The 23,302-nt window shown below is 71.4% G+C and carries 17 protein-coding genes; 7 read left to right on the top strand and 10 right to left on the bottom strand.

Annotation, left to right across the window (positions count from 1 at the left end; translation table 11 throughout):
• Positions 1-49: 49 nt before the first annotated feature.
• Positions 50-2,764 carry an aconitate hydratase AcnA gene (gene acnA / locus AB0M70_RS13030; RefSeq protein WP_365819460.1) on the bottom strand — a complete coding sequence of 905 codons (2,715 nt, stop codon included), beginning with the start codon at positions 2,762-2,764 and terminating at the stop codon, positions 50-52.
• Between the two features lie 157 nt (positions 2,765-2,921).
• A complete protein-coding gene (locus AB0M70_RS13035) occupies positions 2,922-3,839 on the bottom strand; it encodes a sigma-70 family RNA polymerase sigma factor (RefSeq protein ID WP_365819462.1) in 918 nt (305 codons plus the stop codon).
• Positions 3,840-3,936: 97 nt separating this feature from the next.
• Here AB0M70_RS13035 and AB0M70_RS13040 point away from each other — a divergent pair, with 97 nt between their 5' ends.
• The gene (locus AB0M70_RS13040) at positions 3,937-5,046 is read left to right on the top strand and encodes an alkene reductase (protein WP_365819464.1); all 1,110 of its coding nucleotides are present in this window, start codon (positions 3,937-3,939) and stop codon (positions 5,044-5,046) included.
• On the opposite strand, the gene AB0M70_RS13045 is transcribed toward AB0M70_RS13040, so the two are convergent.
• Complete coding sequence (locus AB0M70_RS13045; RefSeq protein ID WP_365819466.1) at positions 5,028-6,035, bottom strand: LacI family DNA-binding transcriptional regulator; 1,008 nt, start codon at positions 6,033-6,035, stop codon at positions 5,028-5,030. The genes AB0M70_RS13040 and AB0M70_RS13045 overlap by 19 nt on opposite strands.
• Positions 6,036-6,210: 175 nt before the next feature.
• On the opposite strand from AB0M70_RS13045, the gene AB0M70_RS13050 reads away from it, so the two are divergent.
• The 3 genes from AB0M70_RS13050 (at position 6,211) to AB0M70_RS13060 (ending at position 11,213) form a co-directional block, all read left to right on the top strand.
• Positions 6,211-8,085, top strand: coding sequence for an amidohydrolase (locus AB0M70_RS13050; protein ID WP_365819468.1), 1,875 nt, complete (start codon positions 6,211-6,213; stop codon positions 8,083-8,085).
• A 142-nt stretch (positions 8,086-8,227) separates the two neighbouring features.
• On the top strand, positions 8,228-9,757 hold the full coding sequence (locus tag AB0M70_RS13055) for a UDP-N-acetylglucosamine 1-carboxyvinyltransferase (protein ID WP_365819470.1): 1,530 nt from the start codon (positions 8,228-8,230) through the stop codon (positions 9,755-9,757).
• A 94-nt stretch (positions 9,758-9,851) separates the two neighbouring features.
• Positions 9,852-11,213 (top strand): VCBS repeat-containing protein, encoded by a 1,362-nt coding sequence (locus AB0M70_RS13060; RefSeq protein ID WP_365819472.1) that lies wholly within the window; start codon positions 9,852-9,854, stop codon positions 11,211-11,213.
• A gap of 159 nt (positions 11,214-11,372) precedes the next feature.
• On the opposite strand, the gene AB0M70_RS13065 is transcribed toward AB0M70_RS13060, so the two are convergent.
• On the bottom strand, positions 11,373-11,771 hold the full coding sequence (locus tag AB0M70_RS13065) for a RidA family protein (RefSeq protein ID WP_365819474.1): 399 nt from the start codon (positions 11,769-11,771) through the stop codon (positions 11,373-11,375).
• On the bottom strand, positions 11,768-13,006 hold the full coding sequence (locus tag AB0M70_RS13070) for an acyl-CoA dehydrogenase family protein (RefSeq protein WP_365819476.1): 1,239 nt from the start codon (positions 13,004-13,006) through the stop codon (positions 11,768-11,770). The genes AB0M70_RS13065 and AB0M70_RS13070 overlap by 4 nt, the downstream gene beginning before the upstream one ends.
• A 103-nt stretch (positions 13,007-13,109) precedes the next feature.
• On the opposite strand from AB0M70_RS13070, the gene AB0M70_RS13075 reads away from it, so the two are divergent.
• Both AB0M70_RS13075 and AB0M70_RS13080 read left to right on the top strand, forming a co-directional pair.
• Entirely contained in the window at positions 13,110-14,750 is a 1,641-nt protein-coding gene (locus AB0M70_RS13075; protein ID WP_365819479.1) for an AMP-binding protein, read from the top strand.
• Between the two features lie 4 nt (positions 14,751-14,754).
• Positions 14,755-15,570 carry a PaaX family transcriptional regulator C-terminal domain-containing protein gene (locus tag AB0M70_RS13080; RefSeq protein ID WP_365819481.1) on the top strand — a complete coding sequence of 272 codons (816 nt, stop codon included), beginning with the start codon at positions 14,755-14,757 and terminating at the stop codon, positions 15,568-15,570.
• Here the strand turns inward: AB0M70_RS13080 and AB0M70_RS13085 are convergent.
• Both AB0M70_RS13085 and AB0M70_RS13090 read right to left on the bottom strand, forming a co-directional pair.
• On the bottom strand, positions 15,554-17,857 hold the full coding sequence (locus AB0M70_RS13085; RefSeq protein WP_365819483.1) for a bifunctional salicylyl-CoA 5-hydroxylase/oxidoreductase: 2,304 nt from the start codon (positions 17,855-17,857) through the stop codon (positions 15,554-15,556). The genes AB0M70_RS13080 and AB0M70_RS13085 overlap by 17 nt on opposite strands.
• 2 nt (positions 17,858-17,859) lie before the next feature.
• Positions 17,860-18,687, bottom strand: coding sequence for an enoyl-CoA hydratase family protein (locus AB0M70_RS13090; protein ID WP_365819485.1), 828 nt, complete (start codon positions 18,685-18,687; stop codon positions 17,860-17,862).
• Between the two features lie 284 nt (positions 18,688-18,971).
• On the opposite strand from AB0M70_RS13090, the gene AB0M70_RS13095 reads away from it, so the two are divergent.
• On the top strand, positions 18,972-19,388 hold the full coding sequence (locus AB0M70_RS13095) for an ATP-binding protein (RefSeq protein WP_365819487.1): 417 nt from the start codon (positions 18,972-18,974) through the stop codon (positions 19,386-19,388).
• Here the strand turns inward: AB0M70_RS13095 and AB0M70_RS13100 are convergent.
• From AB0M70_RS13100 to AB0M70_RS13110, 3 genes are all read right to left on the bottom strand, one after another.
• Positions 19,369-20,814, bottom strand: a complete 1,446-nt coding sequence (locus AB0M70_RS13100) for an amino acid permease (RefSeq protein WP_365819489.1) — start codon at positions 20,812-20,814, stop codon at positions 19,369-19,371. The genes AB0M70_RS13095 and AB0M70_RS13100 overlap by 20 nt on opposite strands.
• Before the next feature lie 112 nt (positions 20,815-20,926).
• Positions 20,927-21,925, bottom strand: a complete 999-nt coding sequence (gene argF / locus AB0M70_RS13105; RefSeq protein ID WP_365819491.1) for an ornithine carbamoyltransferase — start codon at positions 21,923-21,925, stop codon at positions 20,927-20,929.
• 70 nt (positions 21,926-21,995) lie between these two features.
• Positions 21,996-23,222 carry an arginine deiminase gene (locus AB0M70_RS13110; protein ID WP_363209891.1) on the bottom strand — a complete coding sequence of 409 codons (1,227 nt, stop codon included), beginning with the start codon at positions 23,220-23,222 and terminating at the stop codon, positions 21,996-21,998.
• Between the last annotated feature and the right edge of the window lie 80 nt (positions 23,223-23,302).

Raw genomic sequence — 23,302 nt, forward strand, 5'->3', positions numbered from 1 at the left:
GGGGATGCGGGCCCAACTGACCTACGAAGAGGCCTACTTGCTGCGGTGTTTACTTCCGGATCAGCGAGCGCAGCACGTACTGCATGATGCCGCCGTTGCGGTAGTAGTCCGCCTCACCGGGGGTGTCGATGCGGACGACCGCGTCGAACTCCACGCCCGTGTCGGTGGTGACCTTGACGGTGCGGGGCGTGCGGCCCTCGTTCAGCTCGGTCACGCCGGTGAAGGAGAAGGACTCCTCGCCGGTGAGGCCGAGGGTCGCGGCGGACTGGCCCTCCGGGAACTGGAGCGGCAGGACGCCCATGCCGATGAGGTTCGAGCGGTGGATGCGCTCGTACGACTCGGCGATGACGGCCTTGACGCCGAGGAGCGCGGTGCCCTTGGCGGCCCAGTCGCGGGACGAACCGGAGCCGTACTCCTTGCCCGCGAGGATCGCGAGCGGGGTGCCGGCCGCCTGGTAGTTCTGCGAGGCGTCGTAGATGAAGGAGACGGGGCCGTCCTCCTTCGTGAAGTCACGCGTGAAGCCGCCCTCGGTGCCCGGCGCGATCTGGTTGCGCAGGCGGATGTTGGCGAACGTGCCGCGGATCATGACCTCGTGGTTGCCTCGGCGCGAGCCGTAGGAGTTGAAGTCGCGACGCTCGACGCCGTGCTCCGTGAGGTACTTGCCGGCCGGGGTGTCGGCCTTGATCGCACCGGCCGGGGAGATGTGGTCGGTGGTGACCGAGTCGCCCAGCTTGGCCAGGACGCGGGCGCCCGTGATGTCGGAGACCGGGGTGGTCTCCATCGTCATGCCCTCGAAGTAAGGGGGCTTACGGACGTAGGTCGACTGCGGGTCCCACTCGAAGGTGTTGCCGGTCGGGATGGAGAGGGCCTGCCACTGGGCGTCGCCCGCGAAGACGTCCTGGTAGGACTTGTTGAACATGTCCTCGCCGATGGAGTTGGCGACGACGTCGTTCACCTCGGCCTCGGAGGGCCAGATGTCCTTCAGGTAGACGGGGTTGCCGTCCTGGTCGGCGCCGAGCGCGTCCCGGGTGATGTCCACCTTCATCGAGCCCGCGATGGCGTACGCGACGACCAGCGGCGGGGACGCCAGGTAGTTCATCTTGACGTCGGGGTTGATGCGGCCCTCGAAGTTCCGGTTGCCGGAGAGGACGGACGTCACGGCCAGGTCGGCGTCGTTGACCGCCTTGGAGACCTCCTCGGGCAGCGGGCCCGAGTTGCCGATGCAGGTGGTGCAGCCGTAGCCGACGAGGTTGAAGCCGACCTTGTCGAGGTAGGGGGTGAGCCCCGCCTTGTCGAAGTAGTCGGTGACGACCTTGGAGCCCGGGGCGAGGGTGGTCTTGACCCACGGCTTGCGGGTCAGGCCCTTCTCGACGGCCTTCTTCGCGACGAGCGCGGCGGCGACCATCACGTACGGGTTCGAGGTGTTGGTGCAGGAGGTGATCGCGGCGACGGTGACGGCGCCGTGGTCGATCTCGTAGGTCGAGCCGTCGGGGGCGGTGACCGTGGTCGGCTTCGACGGGACGCCGTTGCTGGTGGCCGGGGCGTCGGACGCCGGGAAGGACTCCTTGCCGGCCTCCTCGTCGTCCGTGACGTAGTTGCGCACGTCCTGGGCGAACTGCTGCGAGGCGTTGGCGAGGACGATGCGGTCCTGCGGACGCTTCGGTCCGGCGATCGACGGGACGACCGTGGAGAGGTCGAGCTCCAGCTTCTCGGAGAAGTCGGGCTCGGCGGCCGGGTCGAGCCAGAGGCCCTGCTCCTTGGCGTACGCCTCGACGAGCGCGACCTGCTGCTCGTCGCGGCCGGTCAGACGCAGGTACTTCAGCGTCTCGTCGTCGATCGGGAAGATCGCGGCGGTGGAGCCGAACTCCGGCGACATGTTGCCGATGGTGGCGCGGTTGGCGAGCGAGGTGGCGGCGACGCCCTCGCCGTAGAACTCGACGAACTTGCCGACGACGCCGTGCTTGCGCAGCATCTCGGTGATCGTGAGGACCAGGTCGGTGGCGGTGGTGCCGGCGGGCAGCTCACCGGTCAGCTTGAAGCCGACGACGCGCGGGATGAGCATGGAGACCGGCTGGCCGAGCATCGCGGCCTCGGCCTCGATGCCGCCGACGCCCCAGCCGAGGACGCCGAGGCCGTTGACCATGGTGGTGTGCGAGTCGGTGCCGACCAGGGTGTCGGGGTAGGCCTGGCCGTTACGGACCATGACCGTGCGGGCCAGCTTCTCGATGTTCACCTGGTGGACGATGCCGGTGCCCGGCGGGACGACCTTGAAGTCGTCGAAGGCGGTCTGGCCCCAGCGCAGGAACTGGTAGCGCTCCTTGTTGCGGCCGTACTCCAGCTCGACGTTCTGGCCGAACGCGTCCGCCGTGCCGAACTTGTCGGCGATGACGGAGTGGTCGATGACCAGCTCGGCCGGGGAGAGCGGGTTGACCTTGTCCGCGTCGCCGCCGAGCTCCTTGACGGCCTCACGCATGGTGGCGAGGTCGACGACGCACGGCACGCCGGTGAAGTCCTGCATGATCACGCGGGCCGGCGTGAACTGGATCTCCTGCGAGGGCTGAGCCTGGGAGTCCCAGCCGCCGATCGCACGGATGTGGTCGGCGGTGATGTTCGCGCCGTCCTCGGTGCGGAGCAGGTTCTCAAGGAGGACCTTCAGGCTATAGGGCAGCCGCGCGGAGCCCTCAACCTTGTCCAGCTTGAAGATCTCGTACGACTCGTCGCCCACGCGCAGCGTGCTGCGGGCGTCGAAGCTGTTCGCCGACACGACAGTCTCCTTCAATTTTGTGCGCGTTTCCGTCACATCCTGCCGCCACGACTCCTCGTCGATCCGCTAAGGTAAGGCTTAGTTAGGTAACCCTTACCGAGTGGCGGCTTCTGGTGCGCCTCGGCAGATATCTCGATGTCGAGATAACTCTAGTACATCACCCTCGCGTACGACGAGGCGCGCCCGCCTGCCCGCCCGCCGAAGGGAGCACGGAGAACTCCAGCGCACGCAGCCGCACCGGATCCGCGACCACCTCGTACGCGGCGATCCGCCCGTCCGCGACCCTGATCAGCAGGGCGAGGACCAGTCGTCCGTACGGGGCCACGACCAGGCCCACCGAGCCGTCGACGAGCGCGGGCTCGGCGAAGCGGGCGCTGCGCCGCAGGAACACCGTCTCCTCGGCCACGGCCCGAGCGCCGCGCAGCACCGCGGCGAGGTCGGCGGTGCGCACCACGTCGGGGGCCAGGACGGTGAGCAGCTCTTCCAGGTCGCCGCTGCGGGCCGCCGCGAGGAACGCCTCGACGACGCGCCGGTCCCCCGCGAGCCCGGGTGCGGCGAGGGTCTCGGGCGGTGCCTGCACCTTGCGGCGCGCACGGCTCGCGAGCTTCTTGGCGGCGACGGGGGTGCGCTCCACGATCGGGGCGATCTGCGTGAACGGCACGGCGAACAGGTCGTGCAGCACGAAGGCGACCCGTTCGGCGGGCCCCAGTGTGTCGAGGACCACGAGCAGCGCGCGGCCCACCGAGTCGGCGAGGAGCACTTCCTCCTCCGGGTCCCCGCCGTCACCGGGCTCCGGGATCCGGTCGGGCAGGTGCTCGCCCGCCGGCTGCTCATGGCGTGCTGCGGCCGACCTGAGCATGTCCAGGCAGAGGCGGGAAACGACCGTACGGAGCCAGCCGGTGAGGTTCTCGATCTCGGCGGCGTCGGCGTCCGCCTCGGTGCGGCTGAGTCGCAGCCATGCCTCCTGCACGGCGTCGTCGGCGTCGCTGAGCGAGCCGAGCATGCGGTAGGCGAGCCCGCGCAGATGGCCGCGGTGTGCCTCGAAGCGTTCCGCGAGGATCTCCTGCCGGTCCATCGGTCACCTTTCCCCGTCGTACGCCGTCACCTTCGTGTCCCCGGCGCCAGAGCCGCCGTGACAGTAACGCCACATGCCGCCACGAAGGAGAACCGCGATGACCGCCACCCTGCCCACCACCCTCGGCCAGCCGCTCCTGCACGGCACGGACCTGGGCGAGCTCCGGCTGCCCAACCGGGTGGTGATGGCCCCGCTCACCCGGGCCCGCGCCGACAACCCCGGCCTCGTCCCCACCGCACTGCACGCCGCCTATTACGGACAGCGGGCCGGCGCCGGGCTCATCGTCACCGAGGGGACCTGGGTCAGCGAACGCGCCGTCGGGTTCGTGAACGTCCCCGGCGTCCACAGCGCGGCCCAGGTCGCGGGATGGCGCCGGGTCACCGATGTCGTCCACGCCCTCGGCGGCCGCATCGTGCAGCAGCTCTGGCACACCGGGGCCGCCTCGCACCCCGACCACCTCGGCGGTGACCTGCCCGCGGGGCCTTCGGCGATCGACCCCCGCGCCAGGACCTTCACCCCCGGCGGGTTCAAGGAGACGCTCACGCCGCGCGCGATGACCGTGGGCGACATCGAGGCGACCGTGGAGGAGTTCCGGCTCGCCGCGGCCAACGCGCGGCGTGCCGGGTTCGACGGGGTCGAGATCGGCGCCCTCGGCGCGTTCCTCTTCGCCCAGTTCCTCAACCCGCGCCTCAATCACCGCGCCGACGCCTACGGCGGTGACCGCGCGGGGCGACGGAAGCTGCTGCTGGACGTCGTGGACGCGGTCACCTCCGAGTGGGAGGGGCGGCGGGTGGGCGTGCGGCTTTCGCCGTACATGGCGGCGACCGAGTGCTTCGTCGTCGACGAGGAACTGCTCGGCGACTTCGACGAGCTGGTCGCGGCGCTGAACGACCGCCCGCTGGCCTACCTCCACCTGCGCGGTCCCGACCTCGCGGCGCCCGGGGAGACCCCCGACCCGGAGGCGTTCGCGCGCTACCGCAAGCGGTTCGACGGGCCGCTGATCGCGAACAACGGCTTCGACAGGGACTCCGCGAACGCCCTCGTCGGCGCGGGAGGCGCGGACGCCGTGTCCTTCGCCACGCACTTCGTCGCCAACCCCGACCTGGTGAGCCGGTTCGCCCTGGGCCGCGAACTGGCCGCCGGTGACCCCGCCACGTACTACCAGGGCGGCCCTCAGGGGTACGTCGACTATCCGGCCGCCGGCTGAGCGCGCGAGGAGTCACGCACCAGGAGGCCCGCCGGTACGACGACGGGGCCCGGCGCCGGCCCTGCGGCGCCCTCGATCAGGTCGACGAGGAGGCCGACGGCGGCGCGCGCCGCCCGCTCCGGGTCGAGGGTCACCGTGGTCACGGGCGGGAGTGTCGCCGCGTACCCGGGGTCCTCGCTCGCGCACACCAACCGCAGCTCGTCCGGGACCCGCAGGCCGAGGCGGGCCGCGGCGGCCAGGAGCTGACGGCCGCCCGGGTCGTACGCCGCGTACACGGCGTCGGCGCGGTCCGGGCCACGCAACAGCGCGTCGAACGCGCGCCCCTGGCCGTCGGTCTCGTCGAAGGGCACGACCAGCGGGTCGGCGCCGTGCTCCGCGCACCATCCGGCGTAGGCCGCGGTCACCGCGCGCGCGTAGTGCTCGTCGCCGTGGCCGGACTGCAGGGCGACGCGGCGGGCGCCGGCCGCTGCGAGGTGGTCGAGGACCTCGCGGGTGGTGGCCTCGTGGTCGTTGTCGACCCAGCGGTCGCCGGGGCGCGGGTCGCCGGGGGCGCCGTCGAAGACGAGCGGGATGCCGCGGGCGCGCAGCGCGTGCACCATCGGGTCGCCGCGCGGGCTGTCGACGATCAGCATGCCGTCGACGGCGAGGCTGTGCCAGGTGCCGTCGGCGGCACGGTCGGCGGGCAGCGTGGTGAGGGCGTAGCCACGTGCGTGGGCGGCGGAGGTGGCCGCGGTGACGGCGCGCGAGAAGTAGGCGACTTCCGTGTAGTTCCACGCGGTGGGGAACGTGGTCACGGCGATGCCGAGCGTCCGCGTGCGCGGGGCGGTGCGGCGGGTCCCGTAGCCGAGGGCGGTGGCGGTCTCCCGCACTCTGCGGCGGGTGGCGGCGCCGAGGCGGCCCGTGCCGTTCAGGGCGTGCGAGACCGTCGCGGTCGATACCTCCGCTGCGCGGGCGATGTCGGAGAGGGTGGGCCCTGGCACGGCGGTCATCCTACGGATTCCCGGTGCCGGGGGGCAGTGCCTCCACGGAATCCGTTGTGGGGGGCGGGTTTTGGTTAACGCGTTACTCGCGGAGTGTCCCGGGTGCGGGTCGACGGTTCGTCCGTGCCGCCGCCTCGCGGCGGATCTTTCCCGCCCTCCCATCTGATCGCCCCGAGGAGCCCCGATGCCGTCCGCGCACATCCCTCGCCGTACCCTCCTCGCCGCCGCCGGCGCCACCGGCGTCGTCGCCCTCGCCGGCGTGCCCGAGGCCGCCGCGTCGCCCCGCCGGTCCGCCGCCCTCGTCGTGCACAACGCCCGTGTGTTCAGCGGCACTCGGGGGCACGCCCCCGCGCGGGCCGTCGCCGTCGGCCGGGACGGGAAGATCCTCGCCGTCGGGCGCGACGCCGCCCTCAAGCGCTTCATCGGGCGGGACACCGAGGTCGTCGACGGGCGTGGCGGCACCCTCATGAGCGGCATCCACGACGGGCACGCCCATCCGATGGGCGCCGCCGACCGTTCGCTGAAGCCGTCCCTTGCGGGGGCCGAGCAGACCGTCGAGGAGCTGCGCAAGACGCTCACCGAATTCCTCAAGGACTCCAACGACCAGGAACCCGACGGCTGGCTCGTGGTGGAGGACTGGAACCCGGTGGGTCTGCTGCCGCACGGAACCGCGCCGCACCACTCGATGCTCGACGCCCTGCCGACCCGGCGGCCCGTGGCCCTGATCGGCGGCGACGGGCACAACCTCTGGGTCAACCGGCGCGGCCTGGACATCGCGGGGATCACCGCCTCGACTCCGGAGCCGGCCGGCGGCAAGATCGTCAAGGGTCCGGACGGCAAGCCCAGCGGTGTGCTCAAGGACGACGCGCAGCCCCTGGTGACCCGGCACATCCCCGCGCCGGACCGCGAGCAGCTCGTGGCCGCCGCCGCGCGGATCTTCGCCGAGGCCGCCGCGTCGGGGATCACGACCTTCATGGAAGCGGTCGTCGGCAAGGGCGAGCTGAGCGTCTATCAGGCGCTCTCCGAACGCGGCGCTCTGCCGCAGCGCGTCGTGCCCGCGCTGCGCATCGACTCGGACCTGGCCAAGGACCCGGCGGCGGCCGTGGAATTCGCGCGCAAGCTGCGCGGCGACTTCGGCGGCGTACGAGGACTTCGCTTCGGCACCGTCAAGGTGTTCCTCGACGGGGTCATCGAGTACCCGGCGCAGACCGCGGCGCTCCTGAAGCCCTATCTCGACAAGGACGGCAGGCCCACCGACCACCGCGGAGACCTGTACGTGTCGGCGGCGGACTACGGCCGGCTCACCGCCGCCTTCAACGAGGACGGCTGGCAGATGCACGCGCACGCCATCGGCGACCGCGCGGTGCGCACCTCCCTCGACGGGTACGCGTACGCCCTGCGCGCGACCGGGGCGCGCGGCCTGCGCAACACCACCGCCCACCTCCAACTCGTCGACCCCGCCGACCTGCCCCGCTTCGCCCGCCTCGGCGTCATCCCCTGCATGCAGCTCCAGTGGGCCACCCGCAACACCTGGACCATGGACGCCCTGCTGCCCTACATCGGTGCCGGGCGGCACCGTTGGCAGTACCCGGCACGCAGCCTGGAGCGGCACGGGGCGCGGCTCGCCGGTGGCTCGGACTGGCCTGTCGATCCGCTGCAGGTGTGGAACCAGGTGCGTACCGCCGTCGACCGGTTCGGGGACGAGGGCGAGGGCGATCTGTACCGCGAGCAGGAGGGCCTGAGCCGCTCGTCCGCCCTGCTCATGCACACCCTCGGCACGGCGCGGCAGCTCCGTATGGACCACCTGACGGGGTCGGTGGAAACGGGAAAGTCGGCCGATCTGGTGCTGCTCGACCGCGATGTGACGCGGTGTCCGGTGGCCGATATCAGCTCCTCCGAAGTGCGTCTGACGTTGACCGGAGGCACAGTGGTGCATGACGCCGACTCGTCGGCCGGGCGCGCCGCGGCCGCCCGGGTGACGCGCGCGGCGGCCGGGCCGCGGCTCACGGCGCAGGCCGCGGTGCACGGTGGGCGGCACGGCTCGTGCGGATGCGGCTGACCTGACACGGGCATGTGGCGTACGCGAACGACGTAGGGGAACTTCCGTACCGAATCGGTGGTTTCCCGCACCGAATCGGTCGTTTCCCGGATGGCCTACCCCAGCGCGTGCGTCATCTCATATCTGAGATAACCTGCGGAACATGGCAGACGATTACCTCGTACGTATCGGCAAGCTCATCCGCGACGCCCGTCAGCACAGGGGCTGGACGCAGTCGCAGCTCGCCGAGGCGCTCAGCACAAGTCAGAGCGCCGTGAACCGCATCGAGCGGGGCAACCAGAACATCAGCCTTGAGATGATCGCCCGTATCGGCGAGGCTCTCGACAGTGAAATCGTTTCGCTCGGGTACGCGGGGCCCATGCATCTGCGCGTGGTCGGCAACCGTCGGCTCTCCGGGTCGATCAACGTCAAGACGAGCAAGAACGCCTGCGTGGCGCTGCTCTGTGCCTCCCTGCTCAACAAGGGACGCACGGTGCTGCGCCGCGTGGCGCGCATCGAGGAGGTCTACCGCCTCCTGGAGGTGCTCGGCTCGATCGGCGTCCGGACCCGTTGGATCAACGACGGGGTCGACCTGGAGATCGTGCCGCCGGCCAAGCTCGACATGGACGCGATCGACGCGGAGGCCGCGATCCGGACCCGCTCGATCATCATGTTCCTGGGTCCGCTCCTGCACCGCATGGACCGCTTCAAGCTGCCGTACGCGGGCGGTTGCGACCTCGGCACCCGCACGATCGAGCCGCACATGATCGCGCTGCGCCGCTTCGGTCTCGACATCGCCGCGACCGAAGGGCTCTACCACGCGGAGGTCGCGCGTGACGTCGTCCCGGACCGCCCGATCGTGCTGACCGAGCGCGGCGACACCGTGACGGAGAACGCGCTGCTCGCCGCGGCGCGCAGCGACTGCACGACCGTCATCCGCAACGCCTCGTCGAACTACATGGTCCAGGACCTGTGCTTCTTCCTGGAGGCGCTCGGCGTCAAGGTCGAGGGCATCGGCACGACGACCCTCACCGTGCACGGCGTGAAGAACATCGACGTCGACGTCGACTACTCGCCGTCCGAGGACCCGGTCGAGGCGATGAGCCTGCTCGCCGCGGCGGTCGTCACGGAGTCCGAACTGACCGTGAAGCGCGTCCCGATCGAGTTCCTGGAGATCGAGCTCGCGGTCCTTGAGGAGATGGGGCTCGACCACGACCGTACGGCGGAGTACTTCGCCGACAACGGCCGTACGCGCCTGATCGACCTCACCGTCCGGCCCTCCAAACTGGAGGCGCCGATCGACAAGATCCACCCGATGCCGTTCCCCGGCCTGAACATCGACAACGTCCCCTTCTTCGCGGCCATCGCGGCGGCGGCGCAGGGCAAGACGCTGATCCACGACTGGGTCTACGACAACCGCGCGATCTACCTCACGGACCTGAACCGCCTCGGCGGGCGCCTCCAACTCCTCGACCCGCACCGGGTCCTTGTGGAGGGCCCGACCCGCTGGCGCGCCGCCGAGATGATGTGCCCGCCCGCGCTGCGGCCCGCCGTGGTCGTGCTGCTCGCGATGATGGCGGCCGAGGGCACGTCCGTGCTGCGCAACGTGTACGTGATCAACCGCGGCTACGAGGAGCTGGCCGAGCGGCTCAACTCCGTGGGCGCGCAGATCGAGACGTTCCGGGACATCTAGGTCTCCGCTGCGGGAGCGGCCCTCCCGCTACGACTGGGCAACGATCACAGGTCCTCCCTGGAGATACGCGAGGGCGCGGTGCTGGGGTGGGTGCATGAGAGACCGCACCCCCGCCCCCGGCACACGCGCCCTCGTCGCGTTCGCGTGCTGCGCCTCGCTTGCCCTGCTCGCGGCGGGGTGCGGCGAGGGGGCACCGACGGCGGACAAGTCGCCTTCGCTGGACGGCAACCCGGTGTCGACTCCGAGCGCCTCACGTCCGGTTCCCTCCGGTGGCAAGGGGTCAAAGGACCCGGACGACATCAACGGTGACGGGCATCGCGATCTGCTCGTCCCGCTGCCCTCCCGCAGCCAGGCCGAGGACGGTCTGACCGGCGTCGTCTTCGGCTCCGCCAAGGGCCTCGACCCGTCGACGCACGCCGTGTACGACTACGCCGACGGCGCCGTCACCACCGCCGACCTGGACGGCGACGGCTATCCCGACTTCGTCTCCACCGAACAGTCCGATGAACGGCAGCTGCCGACGGTGGACTGGGGAGGCCCGACCGGACCGAAGGCCGAGGAGGCGACCCGCATCCAGATACCGGCCGACACTCCGAACGAGGGTCTGTCCCGGCCGGTGCGCGGCGACTTCGACGGGGACGGGCACCACGACATCGCGGCGGTCCGCCAGGACGGGGCCGTGACCCTGCTGTACGGCCCGTTCACCCGCTCCGGCGCCCCGGCCCGCACCGAAATGCGGCCCGGCAAGGGCAGCTGGCTGGCCGCCGACGACATCGCGCCGTCGGGAGAGCCGCGCGCGACCGGTCTCCTCGTCCACGAGGGCGACGACGGCGAGCAGACGGGCGCGGTCCTCTACCCGGCGCGCGACGGAAGCGGCCTCTCCCGCACGTCCGTCCAGCTCCGCGAGGGGAACGCGGTGGCGTGGGGCGACTACGACGGTGACGGCGTCCGCGATGTGGCCATCGGCGACAACGGAAGCCGCAACAACGAGCCGGACGCCTCGATCGAGGGGCCGGATGTGGTCGCCTCGCTCGCGGTCTACCCGGGCAAGGGCGGGGACCCGATCACGTACAAGATCCCGAAGAGCCGCGAGAACTCCTACTACGGGCCCGGTGATTACACCTCCGCGGACCCGGACGGCGACGGCAAGGACGGTGTCCTCGTCTCCACGGACGACGGCGCGCTGCTGATCGACGGCGAAAGACGTACGAAGGTGCTCCGGGAAGGGCCCGCCCGGGTGAAGGGCAAGAAGACCCCGGCACGGTCGCTGCAGGCGCGTCCGTACGCCGCCGCCGACTTCGACGCCGACGGCAAGGAGGAGCTGATTTTGGGCTGGGGCAAGAGCTCGCTCTTCGGTCTGTACGGCGAACAGCCGACGCACTGGTGGATCACGGCCGGCACCACGGCCCGGGACAAGACCGCGTTCGCCACGATGTCGTTCGCGGGGCGAAGCTGAGAAGCAGATACGCGCCCCGACAGGGGCGCGGGGAACTGCGCGGCCAACCCCCACCGGCCCGCAGGCGCATCACCCCACCCGCCCGGCAGACGCTGGGGCGCCCCGTCAGGGGCGCGGGGAACTGCGCGGCCAACCCCCACCGGGCCCGCGGCATACGGATCAGTCGACCACCGCCACCCCGTCCAGCTCCACGAGGCACGCTTCGTCCCAGAGGCGGACCGTGCCGATCACCGCCATCGCGGGGTACTCGCGGCCCGCCAACCTCCGCCAGATGCCGCCCAGTTGGGCGGCCTGGGCGCGGTAGTCCGCGACGTCCGTGGCGTAGACGGTGACGCGGGCGAGATCGGCCGGGGTGCCGCCCGCGTGGCGCAGGGCCGTGAGGAGATTGGTCAGCGCACGCTCGAACTGCTCGGGCAGGGTGGCGCCGGTGACCTTGCCGTCGCCGTCGAGCGCGGTCTGGCCCGCGAGGAAGACGAGGCGGCCACCGGTGACGGTGACGGCGTGCGAGAAGCCGGTGGGCGGGGAGAGTTCGGCGGGGTTGACGCGTTCGAGGCTCATGCGGTGGGCTCCTCGGGGGTGGCGGGCCGGGTCGTGGGGAGGTGGGCGGCGGATGGCTGAGCGGCGGACTGCTGAGCTGCGTACAACTCCTTGGCGATGATGGTTCGTTGGACCTCGCTGGCCCCTTCGTAGATGCGCGGCGCCCGCACCTCCCGATACAGGTGCTCCAGCAAGTGCCCCCGCTGCAAGGCGCGCGCGCCGTGCAACTGGACCGCAGCGTCCACGACGTACTGCGCCGTCTCCGTGGCAAGGAGCTTGGCCATCGCGGCGCGTCGGGCGATGTCCGGTTCGCCGCGGTCGTACGCGGCGGCGGCCGCGTGCACCATGAGGCGGGCCGCCTCGGTCCGGGTGGCCATCTCGGCGACCTGGTGGGCCACCGCCTGGAGATCCTTCAACTTGCCGCCGAACGCGTCCCGTTCGGCGGTGTGCGCGAGCGTCGCGTCAAGCGCGGCGGCCGCCATACCGACCGCGAAGGCGCCGACGCTGGGGCGGAAGCGGTTGAGGGTGGTCATGGCGACGCGGAAGCCGCGGTCGGTCTCGCCGAGCACGTCCTCGCCGGTGACGGTCACCCCGTCGAAGGCGAGCGCGCCGATCGGGTGCGGGGAGAGCATGTCCAGGGGCGTGCCGGTGAGACCCGCGCGATCGGCGGGCACGAGGAAGGCGGTGACGCCACGGGCGCCGGCGCCGGGGGTCGTACGGGCGAAGACGGTGTAGAAGTCGGCTTCGGGGGCGTTGGAGATCCAGCACTTCTCGCCGGTGAGCCGCCAGGCGGACGGCCCGTCCGGAGCGGCGCTCAGCGCGAGCGCGGCGGCGTCCGAGCCCGCCCCGGGCTCGGAGAGCGCGAAGGCGGCGACGGCGCGCCCCGCACGGGCGGGCGCGAGCCACTGCTCGCGCTGCCGCGCGGAGCCGAACGCGGCCACGGGGTGCGCCCCGAGCCCTTGCAGGGCGAGGGCGGTCTCGGCCTCCGTGCAGGCGTGGGCGAGGGACTCGCGCAGGAGGCAGAGCCCCAGGGCGCCGGAAGCGGCGTGCGGGGCGCGGGAGGCGGAACCGGCGCCGGGCACCTGCCCCGCGAAGAGGACCTCGAGCAGACCGAGGTCCCCCAGCGCCTCCACGAGGGGCCGGTTCACGCGCCCCGGCTCACCCTTCTCCGCCAGCGGGCGCAGCCGCTCCTCCGCGAGGGTCCGCAGCTCCGCACACCAGGCCGTTTGTTCCGGATTGAGCGAGAATGCCGTCATGCCGGGCCCCTCCTCTATCGCGCACCGTTGACTGTCGTCACCAACACGATACGCTCGTTGCGCGAGCTCACCACAAGCCCGAACGGCAAGGGGGCGACCCGCTGTGGACGCCAAGAGTGCACTGCGACTCCACCCATCGGCCCACGTGGACACCTTCGCCCGGGATCATCTCCCGCCGCCGGAGCAGTGGCCCGCGTTCGTCCACGACCGGCCCGAGCTGCACTACCCCGATCGCCTCAACTGCGGCGCCGAGCTCCTTGACCACACGGTGGAGCGGTTCGGCGGCGACCGGCCCGCGTTCCGCGCGGGCTCCGGCGACGTGTGGACGTACGCCGAGCTGCGGCGCCACGTCGACCGGATCGCGCACGTCCTGACCGGCGAGCTCGACGTCCTGCCCGGCCAGCGCGTCCTGCTGCGCGGGCCCACCACCCCCTGGCTCGCGGCCTGCTGGCTCGCGGTGATGAAGGCGGGCGCGGTCGCGGTCACCGTCCTGGCCCAGCAGCGCCCGAACGAACTGGCCACGATCTGCGAGATCGCCGAGGTCCGCCACGCCCTCTGTGACGCCCGCGCCGTGGACGACCTGATCAAGGCCGGGATTCCCGGACTCGGCGTCACCACCTTCGGCGGGGAGGGGGAGGACGACCTGACGGCGCGCGCCGCCCGGCAGCCGGAGGTCTACGAACCCGTCGCCACGTCCGCCGACGACGTCGCCCTCATCGCCTTCACCTCCGGCACCACGGGCCGCCCCAAGGGCTGCATGCACTTCCACCGTGACGTGCTCGCCATCGCCGACACCTTCGCGCGCCATGTCCTGAAGCCGGGCCCCGACGACGTGTTCGCGGGCAGCCCGCCGCTGGGTTTCACCTTCGGGCTCGGCGGCCTCGTCATCTTCCCGCTGCGGGCCGGCGCCTCCTCGCTCCTGCTGGAGCAGTCGGGGCCCAAGCAGCTGCTGCCCGCGATAGCCGAGCACGGCGTGACGGTGCTCTTCACGGCGCCGACCGCCTACCGCGCGATGCTCGACGAGCTGGGCAAGCCGGACGCCCCGGACGTCTCCACCCTGCGGCGGTGCGTCTCGGCGGGCGAGAACCTGCCCGCCGCCACCTGGCAGGCCTGGCACGAACGCACCGGCCACCGCATCATCAACGGCATCGGCGCCACGGAACTCCTGCACATCTTCATCTCCGCCGCCGACGAGGCGATCCGCCCCGGCACCACGGGCCGCCCCGTCCCGGGCTGGCACGCGCGCGTGGTCGACGACTCGGGTGCTCCGGTGCCGGACGGCGAGCCCGGCCTGCTCGCCGTGCGCGGCCCCGTCGGCTGCCGGTATCTGGGCGACGAGCGGCAGCTTCAGTACGTACGCCACGGCTGGAACGTCACCGGGGACACCTATGTCCGCAACGCCGACGGCTACTTCACCTATGTGGCCCGCGCGGACGACATGATCATCTCGGCCGGGTACAACATCGCGGGCCCGGAGGTCGAGGAGGCGCTCATGCGCCACCCCGACGTCCTGGAGACCGCCGTCGTGGGGCTCCCCGACGAGCTGCGCGGCCAGAAAGTCGTCGCCTACGTAGTCCCCCGCGCGGGCGCCGACCGGGACCCGGACCGGCTGCGCGAGTTCGTGAAGGGCGAGCTCGTGCCGTACAAGTGCCCGCGCGACATCGTCTACCTGGACGCGCTGCCCCGCACCGCGACAGGCAAGCTGCAACGGTTCCGGCTGCGGGAGCCCGGGACCGTAGAGTGATCACGTGTCCGAGCAGCACACTCCACGGTCCCTGATCGTCACCTTCTACGGCGCCTACGGGCGCGCGGCCCCCGGCCCGGTGCCCGTCGCCGAGCTGGTCAGGCTCCTCGCCCCGGTCGGCGTGGACGCCCCTTCCGTGCGCTCGTCCGTGTCCCGGCTCAAGCGGCGCGGCCTCCTCGTCCCCGCGCGGACGGCGGCCGGCGCGGCGGGATACGCCCTGTCGCCGGACGCGCGTCAGCTCCTGGAGGACGGCGACCGGCGCATCTACGCCTCTCCCCCGGCCGCGCGGCAGGACACCGGCTGGGTCCTCGCCGTCTTCTCCGTACCGGAGTCCGAGCGCCAGAAGCGGCACGTGCTGCGCTCGCGCCTGGCCGGACTCGGTTTCGGAACGGCCGCGCCGGGGGTGTGGATCGCCCCGGCGCACCTCTACGAAGAGACCAGGCACACCCTGGAGCGCCTTCAACTCGCCTCGTACGTCGACCTGTTCCGGGGCGAGCACCTGGGCTTCGCGGCGACGTCTGAGGCGGTGGCCCGCTGGTGGGACCTGTCCTCCATCGCCAAGGAGCACGAGGCGTTCCTCGACCGGCACGAGCCGGTGCTCAGGGCCTGGCAGGGGCGCACGGACACCCCGGCGGGCGAGGCGTACCGCGACTATCTCCTCGCCCTGGACTCCTGGCGCCGGCTGCCGTACGCCGATCCGGGCCTGCCCGGGGAACTCCTGCCGGACGGCTGGCCCGGCAACCGTTCCGCCGAGGTGTTCACGGCACTCGACGGACGGCTGCGCGACGCGGGAGCGGGATTCGTCAACTCCCCAGCGTGAGGCGGGGCTTGGGTCCGTCCGTACGCCCCGTCTGCGGGCGGCGGCTGCCCGCGCCGTACTGCACGGGCCAGCTGACGCCCGGTCCCGCGTAGCCCTGCTCGGCCGCCGCGTGCAGGGTCCAGTGCGGGTCATACAGATGGGGGCGGGCGAGGGCGCACAGGTCCGTACGGCCCGCCAGGATCAGGGAGTTGACGTCGTCCCAGGAGGAGATGGCGCCGACGGTGAGGACGGGGACGCCGGTCTCGTTGCGGATGCGGTCGGCGAACGGGGTCTGGTAGGAGCGTCCGTACGCGGGGCGCTCGTCGGAGACGACCTGGCCCGTGGAGACGTCGATCGCGTCGGCGCCGTGCTCGGCGAAGGCGCGGGCGATCTCGACGGCGTCCTCCGGGGTGGTACCGCCGTCGGCCCAGTCGGTGGCGGAGATGCGGACGGTCATGGGTTTGGCCGCGGGCCACAAGTCCCTTATGGCGTCGAAGACTTCGAGGGGGAAGCGCAGCCGGTTCTCCAACGCTCCCCCGTACTCGTCCGTCCGGTGATTGGTCAGCGGCGAGAGGAAACCGGAGAGCAGATAGCCGTGCGCGCAGTGCAGTTCGAGGAGGTCGAACCCGCCGCGCTCGGCCCGCCGGGCAGCGTCGGTGAACTGCTCGCGGACCGCGGTGAGTCCGGCCCGGTCCAGCTCGTGCGGCCGCTGGCTGTTCGCCTTGTACGGGAGGGGCGAAGGCGCGGCCAGCGGCCAGTTGCCCTCGTCGAGGGGTTCGTCGATGCCCTCCCACATGAGCCTCGTGGAGCCCTTGCGTCCCGAGTGGCCGAGCTGGACGCCGATCGCGGTGCCCGGCGCCTGCGCGTGCACGAAATCGGTGACCCGGCGCCAGGCCTCGGCCTGTCCGTCGTGGTAGAGCCCTGCACAGCCCGGCGTGATGCGGCCGTGCTCGCTGACGCACACCATCTCGGTCATGACCAGGCCCGCGCCGCCGAGCGCCCGTGCGCCCAGGTGGACGAGGTGGAAGTCGCCGGGGACGCCGTCCACCGCGGAGTACATGTCCATCGGGGACACGACCACGCGGTTGCGCAGGGTGAGGTCGCGCAGGCGGAAGGGCGTGAACATCGGCGGTGTGCCGTCCGGGCAGCCGAACTCGCGCTCGACGGCCTCGGTGAAGTGGGCGTCGCGCAGCCGGAGGTTGTCGTGGGTGACGCGGCGGCTGCGGGTGAGCAGGTTGAACGCGAACTGGCGCGGCGGCTGGCCGAGGTAGTCCGGGAGCCGCTCGAACCACTCCAGGCTCGCGCGGGCCGCGCGCTGCGTGGACTCGACGACGGGCCGGCGCTCCGTCTCGTACGCGGCGAGGGCCTCGGGGATGCCCGGCTGTTCCTGGAGGCAGGCGGCCAGCGCGAGCGCGTCCTCGACGGCGAGCTTCGTGCCGGAGCCGATGGAGAAGTGGGCGGTGTGGGCGGCGTCGCCGAGCAGCACCGTGTTCCCGTGCGACCAGCGCTTGTTGACGACCGTGCGGAAGTTGATCCAGGCGGACTTGTTGCCGCGCAGGGACCGGCCGTCGAGCGCGTCGGCGAAGATCTTGGCGCAGCGTTCGGTCGACTCGCGCTCGTCGAGCTCCGCGAACCCGGCCGCCTCCCACACCTCTTCGCGCATCTCGACGATGACGGTGGACTCGCCGGTCCCCGCCGTGGTGAACGGATAACCGTGCAGTTGCATCACGCCGTGCTCGGTCTCGGCGATCTCGAAGCGGAAGGCGTCGAAGGCGAAGTCGGCGGCCAGCCAGATGTAGCGGCAGCGGTGCGTCTCGATGCTCGGTCCGAAGGCTTCGGCGTGCGCCTCGCGCGTGAGGCTGTGCACGCCGTCCGCCGCGATCACCAGGTCGTACGCCGCGGAGAGCTCGGCGGCGGGCGGCGCCTCGGCACGGAAGCGCAGGTCGACGCCGAGGTCTTGGCACCGCTCGTGCAGGATGCCGAGCAGCCTGCGCCGCCCGAGCGCCGCGAAGCCGTGCCCGCCCGAGGTGTGCCGGCTCCCCCGGTGCACGATGTCGATGTCGTCCCAGCGCACGAACTCCGCCTGCAGCGCGGCATAGACGACGGGGTCGGCGTGCTCGATGCCGCCGAGCGTCTCGTCCGAGAGGACGACCCCGAAGCCGAAGGTGTCGTCCGGGGCGTTGCGCTCCCAGACGGTGATCTCGCGCTCCGGGTCGAGGCGCTTGAGCAGGGCCGCGGCGTAGAGCCCGCCGGGACCGCCGCCGATGACGGCGATGCGGTGCGCCGTTGACTGGCCGGTGGCTGCCATCGTCAGCGCCCCTGCCACTTGGGCGGGCGCTTCTCCGTGAAGGCCGCGTGGAATTCCTTGTAGTCCTCGCCGGTCATGAGGAGTGCCTGGGTCGCCGCGTCCAGCTCCACGGCGGCGGCAAGCGGCATGTCCAGTTCGGAGGTGAGCAGCGCCTTGGTCTGCGCGTAGGCCAGGGCGGGGCCGTCGGCGAGGCGGCGGGCCAGGGCCTGCGCGGCCTCGGGGGCCTTGCCCTCGTCCGTCAACTCGCTGATCAGGCCGATCCGTTCGGCCTCGGGTGCGCGCACCGGGTCGCCCAGCATTAGGATGCGGGTGGCGTGGCCGAGTCCGACGACGCGGGGCAGGAGGTACGCCGCCCCCATGTCGCCGCCCGACAGGCCGACCCGCGTGAAGAGGAAGGAGAACCGCGCCGAGGGGTCCGCCACCCGGAAGTCCGACGCGAGGGCGAGCACCGCGCCCGCGCCCGCGGCCACCCCGTGCACGGCGGTGATCACCGGGAAGGGGCACTCGCGGAGGGCGCGGACGACCTGTCCCGTCATGCGGTTGAAGTCGAGCAGCTGCGCGGTGTCCATGCCGAGGGTCGCGCCGATGATCTCGTCGACGTCCCCGCCCGAGCAGAAGCCGCGCCCCTCCCCGCCGAGCACCAGGGCGCGCACGGACTTGTCACGGGACAGCTCGGCCAGGAGGTCGCGCAGGTCGGCGTAGGCCCCGAAGGTGAGCGCGTTCAGCTTGTCGGGGCGGGCGAGGGTGACCGTGGCGACCCCGTCGTCCACCTCGAAGCGCAGGTGCTGCCAGTCGGGGGTGCGGGGGGCGGAGCCGGTGAAGGGACTCATGGCGACGTGCGGCCTCCTCGGTAGGGGCGGCGGCGGTCCAGCTCGTGAAGTTCTCGCTGCCCCTCGAAGTTATCACTCATCCGTGACTGTCGTCACGAGCGCGCGATACACCACGTGTCCCGCAGGCCCCACGGGGAACTTAAATCTTGATATGCACGTCTTTTCACATGAGGAACCGCAGGGCCGGACGTCCCGGAAATGCCCGACCGTCGACCCTGTCGACATAGCGCTTAAGATTCGTACGGTTGAAAGCAGGATCGCCTGCTGCCCTGAACGGACACGCCTTGCCCGAACCCTCCGCTCCCACCTCGTGGCGCATCGCGCTGCCGCACACCGCCGCGGCCGTACCGATCGCCCGAGCTCTGGTGCGTACCGCGCTCACGGAGATCGAGTCGCCCGCCGACAGCGACACCGCTGAGCTGCTCACGGCCGAGCTGGTGGCGAACGCGGTGGAGCACACCTCGGGGCACGACCCGATAGAGCTCGTCATCGAGCTCCTGCCGACCGGCTGCCAGGTCGAGGTGCACGACTCGAACCCGCTGCCGCCCGGCGATCTCAGCGATCCCGGTCCGATGTGCGAGCCGGACCCCTGGCAGGAGCACGGGCGCGGCCTGCTCCTGATCCGCACCCTCAGCTCGTCCTGCGGTCACCGCCCGACCGGCTCCGGCAAGGCGGTCTGGTTCACGCTCCCCGCGGCGTAGCCGGCTCGGCCTCCGCGGCTTTGCCGAGCCGGGAGTGACGGCGCCCGTACAGCGCGTACACCAGGGAGCCCACGACCAGGAACACGGCGAACTGCACCCACGTCGTCCAGCCCGTTCCCCAGATCAGGTAGAGGCAGAAACCCACGCCCAGGATCGGGCTCACCGGGTAGAGCGGCACCCGGAAGCTGCGCTTCAGCTCCGGCGCCGAGCGGCGAAGCGCGAGCACCGCGACATTCACCACGACCATGATCGCCAGCGTGCCGATCGTCGTCAGGTTGACCACCACGTCGAGCGACGAGAAGGCGGCGGGCACGGCGAAGACGGCCGCGACGATCCAGGTGTTGGCGACCGGCGTCGACGTCTTCGGCGAGACGCGCTCGAAGACGCGCGGGATGAGTCCGTCGCGGGACATCGACATCAGGATGCGCGTCTGCCCGTACATCACGGCGAGGACGACGGACGCGATGGCCACGACCGCGCCGAAGGCGATGATCCCGCCGCCGACCGCCGAGTCGGTGACCTGATTGACGACCAGCGAGAGCGCGGCGGGCTTGTCGGCGACCGCGTCGGCCCCGAGGGCGCCGATGGCCCCGAGGGCGACGGCGACGTACAGCAGCGTGGCGACTCCGATGCAGATCAGGATGGCGATCGGGATGTTCCGGCGCGGGTTCTTGACCTCTTCGCCCGCCGTGGTGATCGCGTCGAAGCCGATGAACGAGAAGAAGGCGAGCGAGGCGCCCGCGGTGATGCCGGAGGCTCCGGCGCCCGCGAAGGGGGTGAGGTTGCCGGCCTTGAACGCGGTGAACGCGATCGCGAGGAACAGCAGCAGAATCCCGATCTTGAGCATCGCCATGGCGGCCGTGGCCCGCGCGCTCTCGCGGATGCCCCGGACGAGCAGCACGACGGCAAGGAGGATCACGACCACGGCGGGCAGGTTCACGGCGCCGCCCTCGCCGGGTCCGGCGGACAGCGCGTCGGGCAGGTGCCAGCCGGTGAGGCTTTCGAGCAGCTCGTTCAGGTACTGGCTCCAGCCGACCGCCACGGCGGACACGGAGACGCCGTACTCCAGGAGCAGGCACCACCCGACGAGGAACGCGGTGCGCTCGCCGAGCGAGGCGTAGGCGAAGGAGTACGAACTGCCGGAGACCGGGATCGCGCCGCCCAGCTCTGCGAACGAGAAGGCGGTGAAGATGCAGGTGATGGCGGCCAGGAGGTACGAGACGGCAACCGCGGGGCCCGCCTCGGCGACGCTGTCGGAGAGGCCGACGAAGATGCCGGTGCCGACGATCGCGCCGACGCCGAAGCACACGAGCTGGAAGAGGCCCATGGTGCGCTTGAGGCCGTGGCCTTCCAGGTCGGCGCCCGATTCGGCGACGAGGAGTTCGGGCGACTTGATGCGGAGTCCTGCCGGACCGGTCGAGCGCATGCGGTGGTTCTCATTTCGGTGGTGCTGGGGCGCGGCGGGGTGGGCCGCAAAAAAGCGGGGCCGGAGGGAGGTGTTCCCCGGCCCCACCTGTGTGAGCGTGCTGGTGACGCGTTCAGGCGAGCGTGGCGACGAGGACCGCCTTGATGGTGTGCAGGCGGTTCTCGGCCTCGTCGAAGACGACGGAGTGCGCCGACTCGAAGACCTCGTCGGTGACCTCGAGAGAGCTTAGACCGTGCCGGGCGTGGATCTCGCGGCCGACCTTCGTGCCCAGGTCGTGGAAGGCCGGGAGGCAGTGCATGAACTTCACGTCGGCGTTGCCCGTGGCCCGCAGCACGTCCGCCGTCACGGCGTACGGCGCGAGCGCCGCTATGCGCTCGTCCCAGACCTCCTTGGGCTCGCCCATGGAGACCCAGACGTCGGTCACGACGAAGTCGGCGCCTGCGACGCCCCCGGTGACGTCCTCGGTGAGCGTGATCCGCGCGCCGCTGCCCTCGGCGAGCTTGCGCGCCCGGGTGATGATCTCGTCGGCGGGCCAGTAGGCCTTCGGCGCGACGATGCGTACGTCCATGCCGAGGAGCGCCGCGGTGACCAGGTACGAGTTGCCCATGTTGAGACGGGCGTCACCGAGGTAGGCGAAGGCGATCTCGGTGAGGGGCTTCGCGCTGTGCTCGGTCATCGTGAGCATGTCGGCGAGCATCTGGGTGGGGTGCCAGTCGTCGGTCAGGCCGTTGTAGACGGGCACGCCCGCGTGCGCGCCGAGCTCCTCGACCGTGGCCTGGGCGTCGCCGCGGAACTCGATGGCGTCGAACATCCGGCCGAGCACCCGGGCGGTGTCCTTCACGGACTCCTTGCTGCCGATGTGGGAGCCGGCCGGGTCGAGGTACGTCGTCGACGCGCCCTGGTCGGCGGCGGCGACCTCGAAGGAGCAGCGCGTGCGCGTCGAGGACTTCTCGAAGATCAACGCGATGTTCTTGCCGCGCAGACGCTGCGTCTCGGTCCCCGCCTTCTTGGCCGCCTTGAGCTCGGCGGCAAGATCGATCAGGCCGCGGAACTCCTCGGCGGTGAAGTCCAGCTCCTTGAGGAAGTGGCGGCCGGTGAGGTCGATGGCCATGATGGCGCTCCAGGGTTACGCGTACGGGGACACTGGAAGTCTATACGACGCCCCACATTTCTATACAGGCTCAGTCGACGGCGTCCCGCTGCACCGGGCAGCTCATGCACCGCGGACCGCCCCGGCCGCGCCCCAGCTCACTGCCCCGGATCTCGATGACCTCGATGCCCTCCTTGCGCAGATGCGTGTTCGTCGTCGAGTTCCTCTCGTACGCCACGACGACGCCCGGCTCGACCGCCAGCACGTTGCAGCCGTCGTCCCACTGCTCCCGCTCCGCCGCGTGCACGTCCTGCGTGGCGGTCAGGACCCGGATGCCGGGCAGCCCGAGGGCCGCCGCGATCGCGCGGTGCATGTGCTCGGGCGGATGGTCGGTGACCTTCAGCTCCCGCCCGTCGACGCCCGGCTCGATGGTGTACGAGCGCAGCATGCCCAGGCCCGCGTACTGCGTGAAGGTGTCGCTGTCGACCATCGTCATCACCGTGTCGAGATGCATGAACGCGCGTCTCTTCGGCATGTCCAGGGCCACGATCGTCTGCGCCGAGCCCGCCGCGAAGAGCTTGTGCGCGAGCATCTCGACGGCCTGTGGCGTGGTGCGTTCGCTCATGCCGATGAGGACCGCGCCCCGGCCGATCACCAGGACGTCGCCGCCCTCGATGGTGGAGGGGTAGTCCGACTGCCCCTGTGACCAGGTGTGGAATTCCTCGGCGCGGAAGAGCGGGTGGTGCTGGTAGATCGCCTCGAAGTGCACGGTCTCGCGCTGCCGCGCGGGCCAGCGCATCGCGTTGATCGAGACGCCGTCGTATATCCACGCCGAGGTGTCACGCGTGAAGAGGTGGTTGGGCAGTGGACCGAGCAGGAAGTCGTCGAGGTCCATGCAGTGGAAGCGCACGGACGTCGGCTCGGGGTGGCGCTCGAGGAACTCCCGCTTCGTCATCCCGCCGATCAGCGCTTCGGCGAGCTCGGCGGACGGCAACGTCTCGAACGCGGCCCGCAGATGATCCGTCGCCAGCGGACCGTACTCCTTCTCGTCGAAGACCCGGTCGAGCACGAGCAGGCGCGCCCCGGGCACGTCCATCGCCTCGGTCAGCAGGTCGCCGAAGAGGTGGACGGCCACCCCGCGGTCGCGCAGCACGTCGGCGAATCCGTCATGTTCCTGGCGGGCCCTGCGGACCCACAGGACGTCGTCGAAGAGCAACGCGTCCTTGTTGGTCGGCGTGAGCCGCTTGAGCTCCAGATCAGGGCGGTGCAGGATCACGCGGCGCAGCCGCCCGGCCTCGGAGTCGACATGGAATCCCATGGAGTCCATCTTTCCCCTGCCGGACGGCCGACGCCCGCCGTTGACCAAACCCCGGGCCTCGTCGGCCGGAGCCGCGGGTC

This window comes from Streptomyces sp. NPDC051214 (assembly GCF_040682375.1).
Taxonomy (GTDB): domain Bacteria; phylum Actinomycetota; class Actinomycetes; order Streptomycetales; family Streptomycetaceae; genus Streptomyces.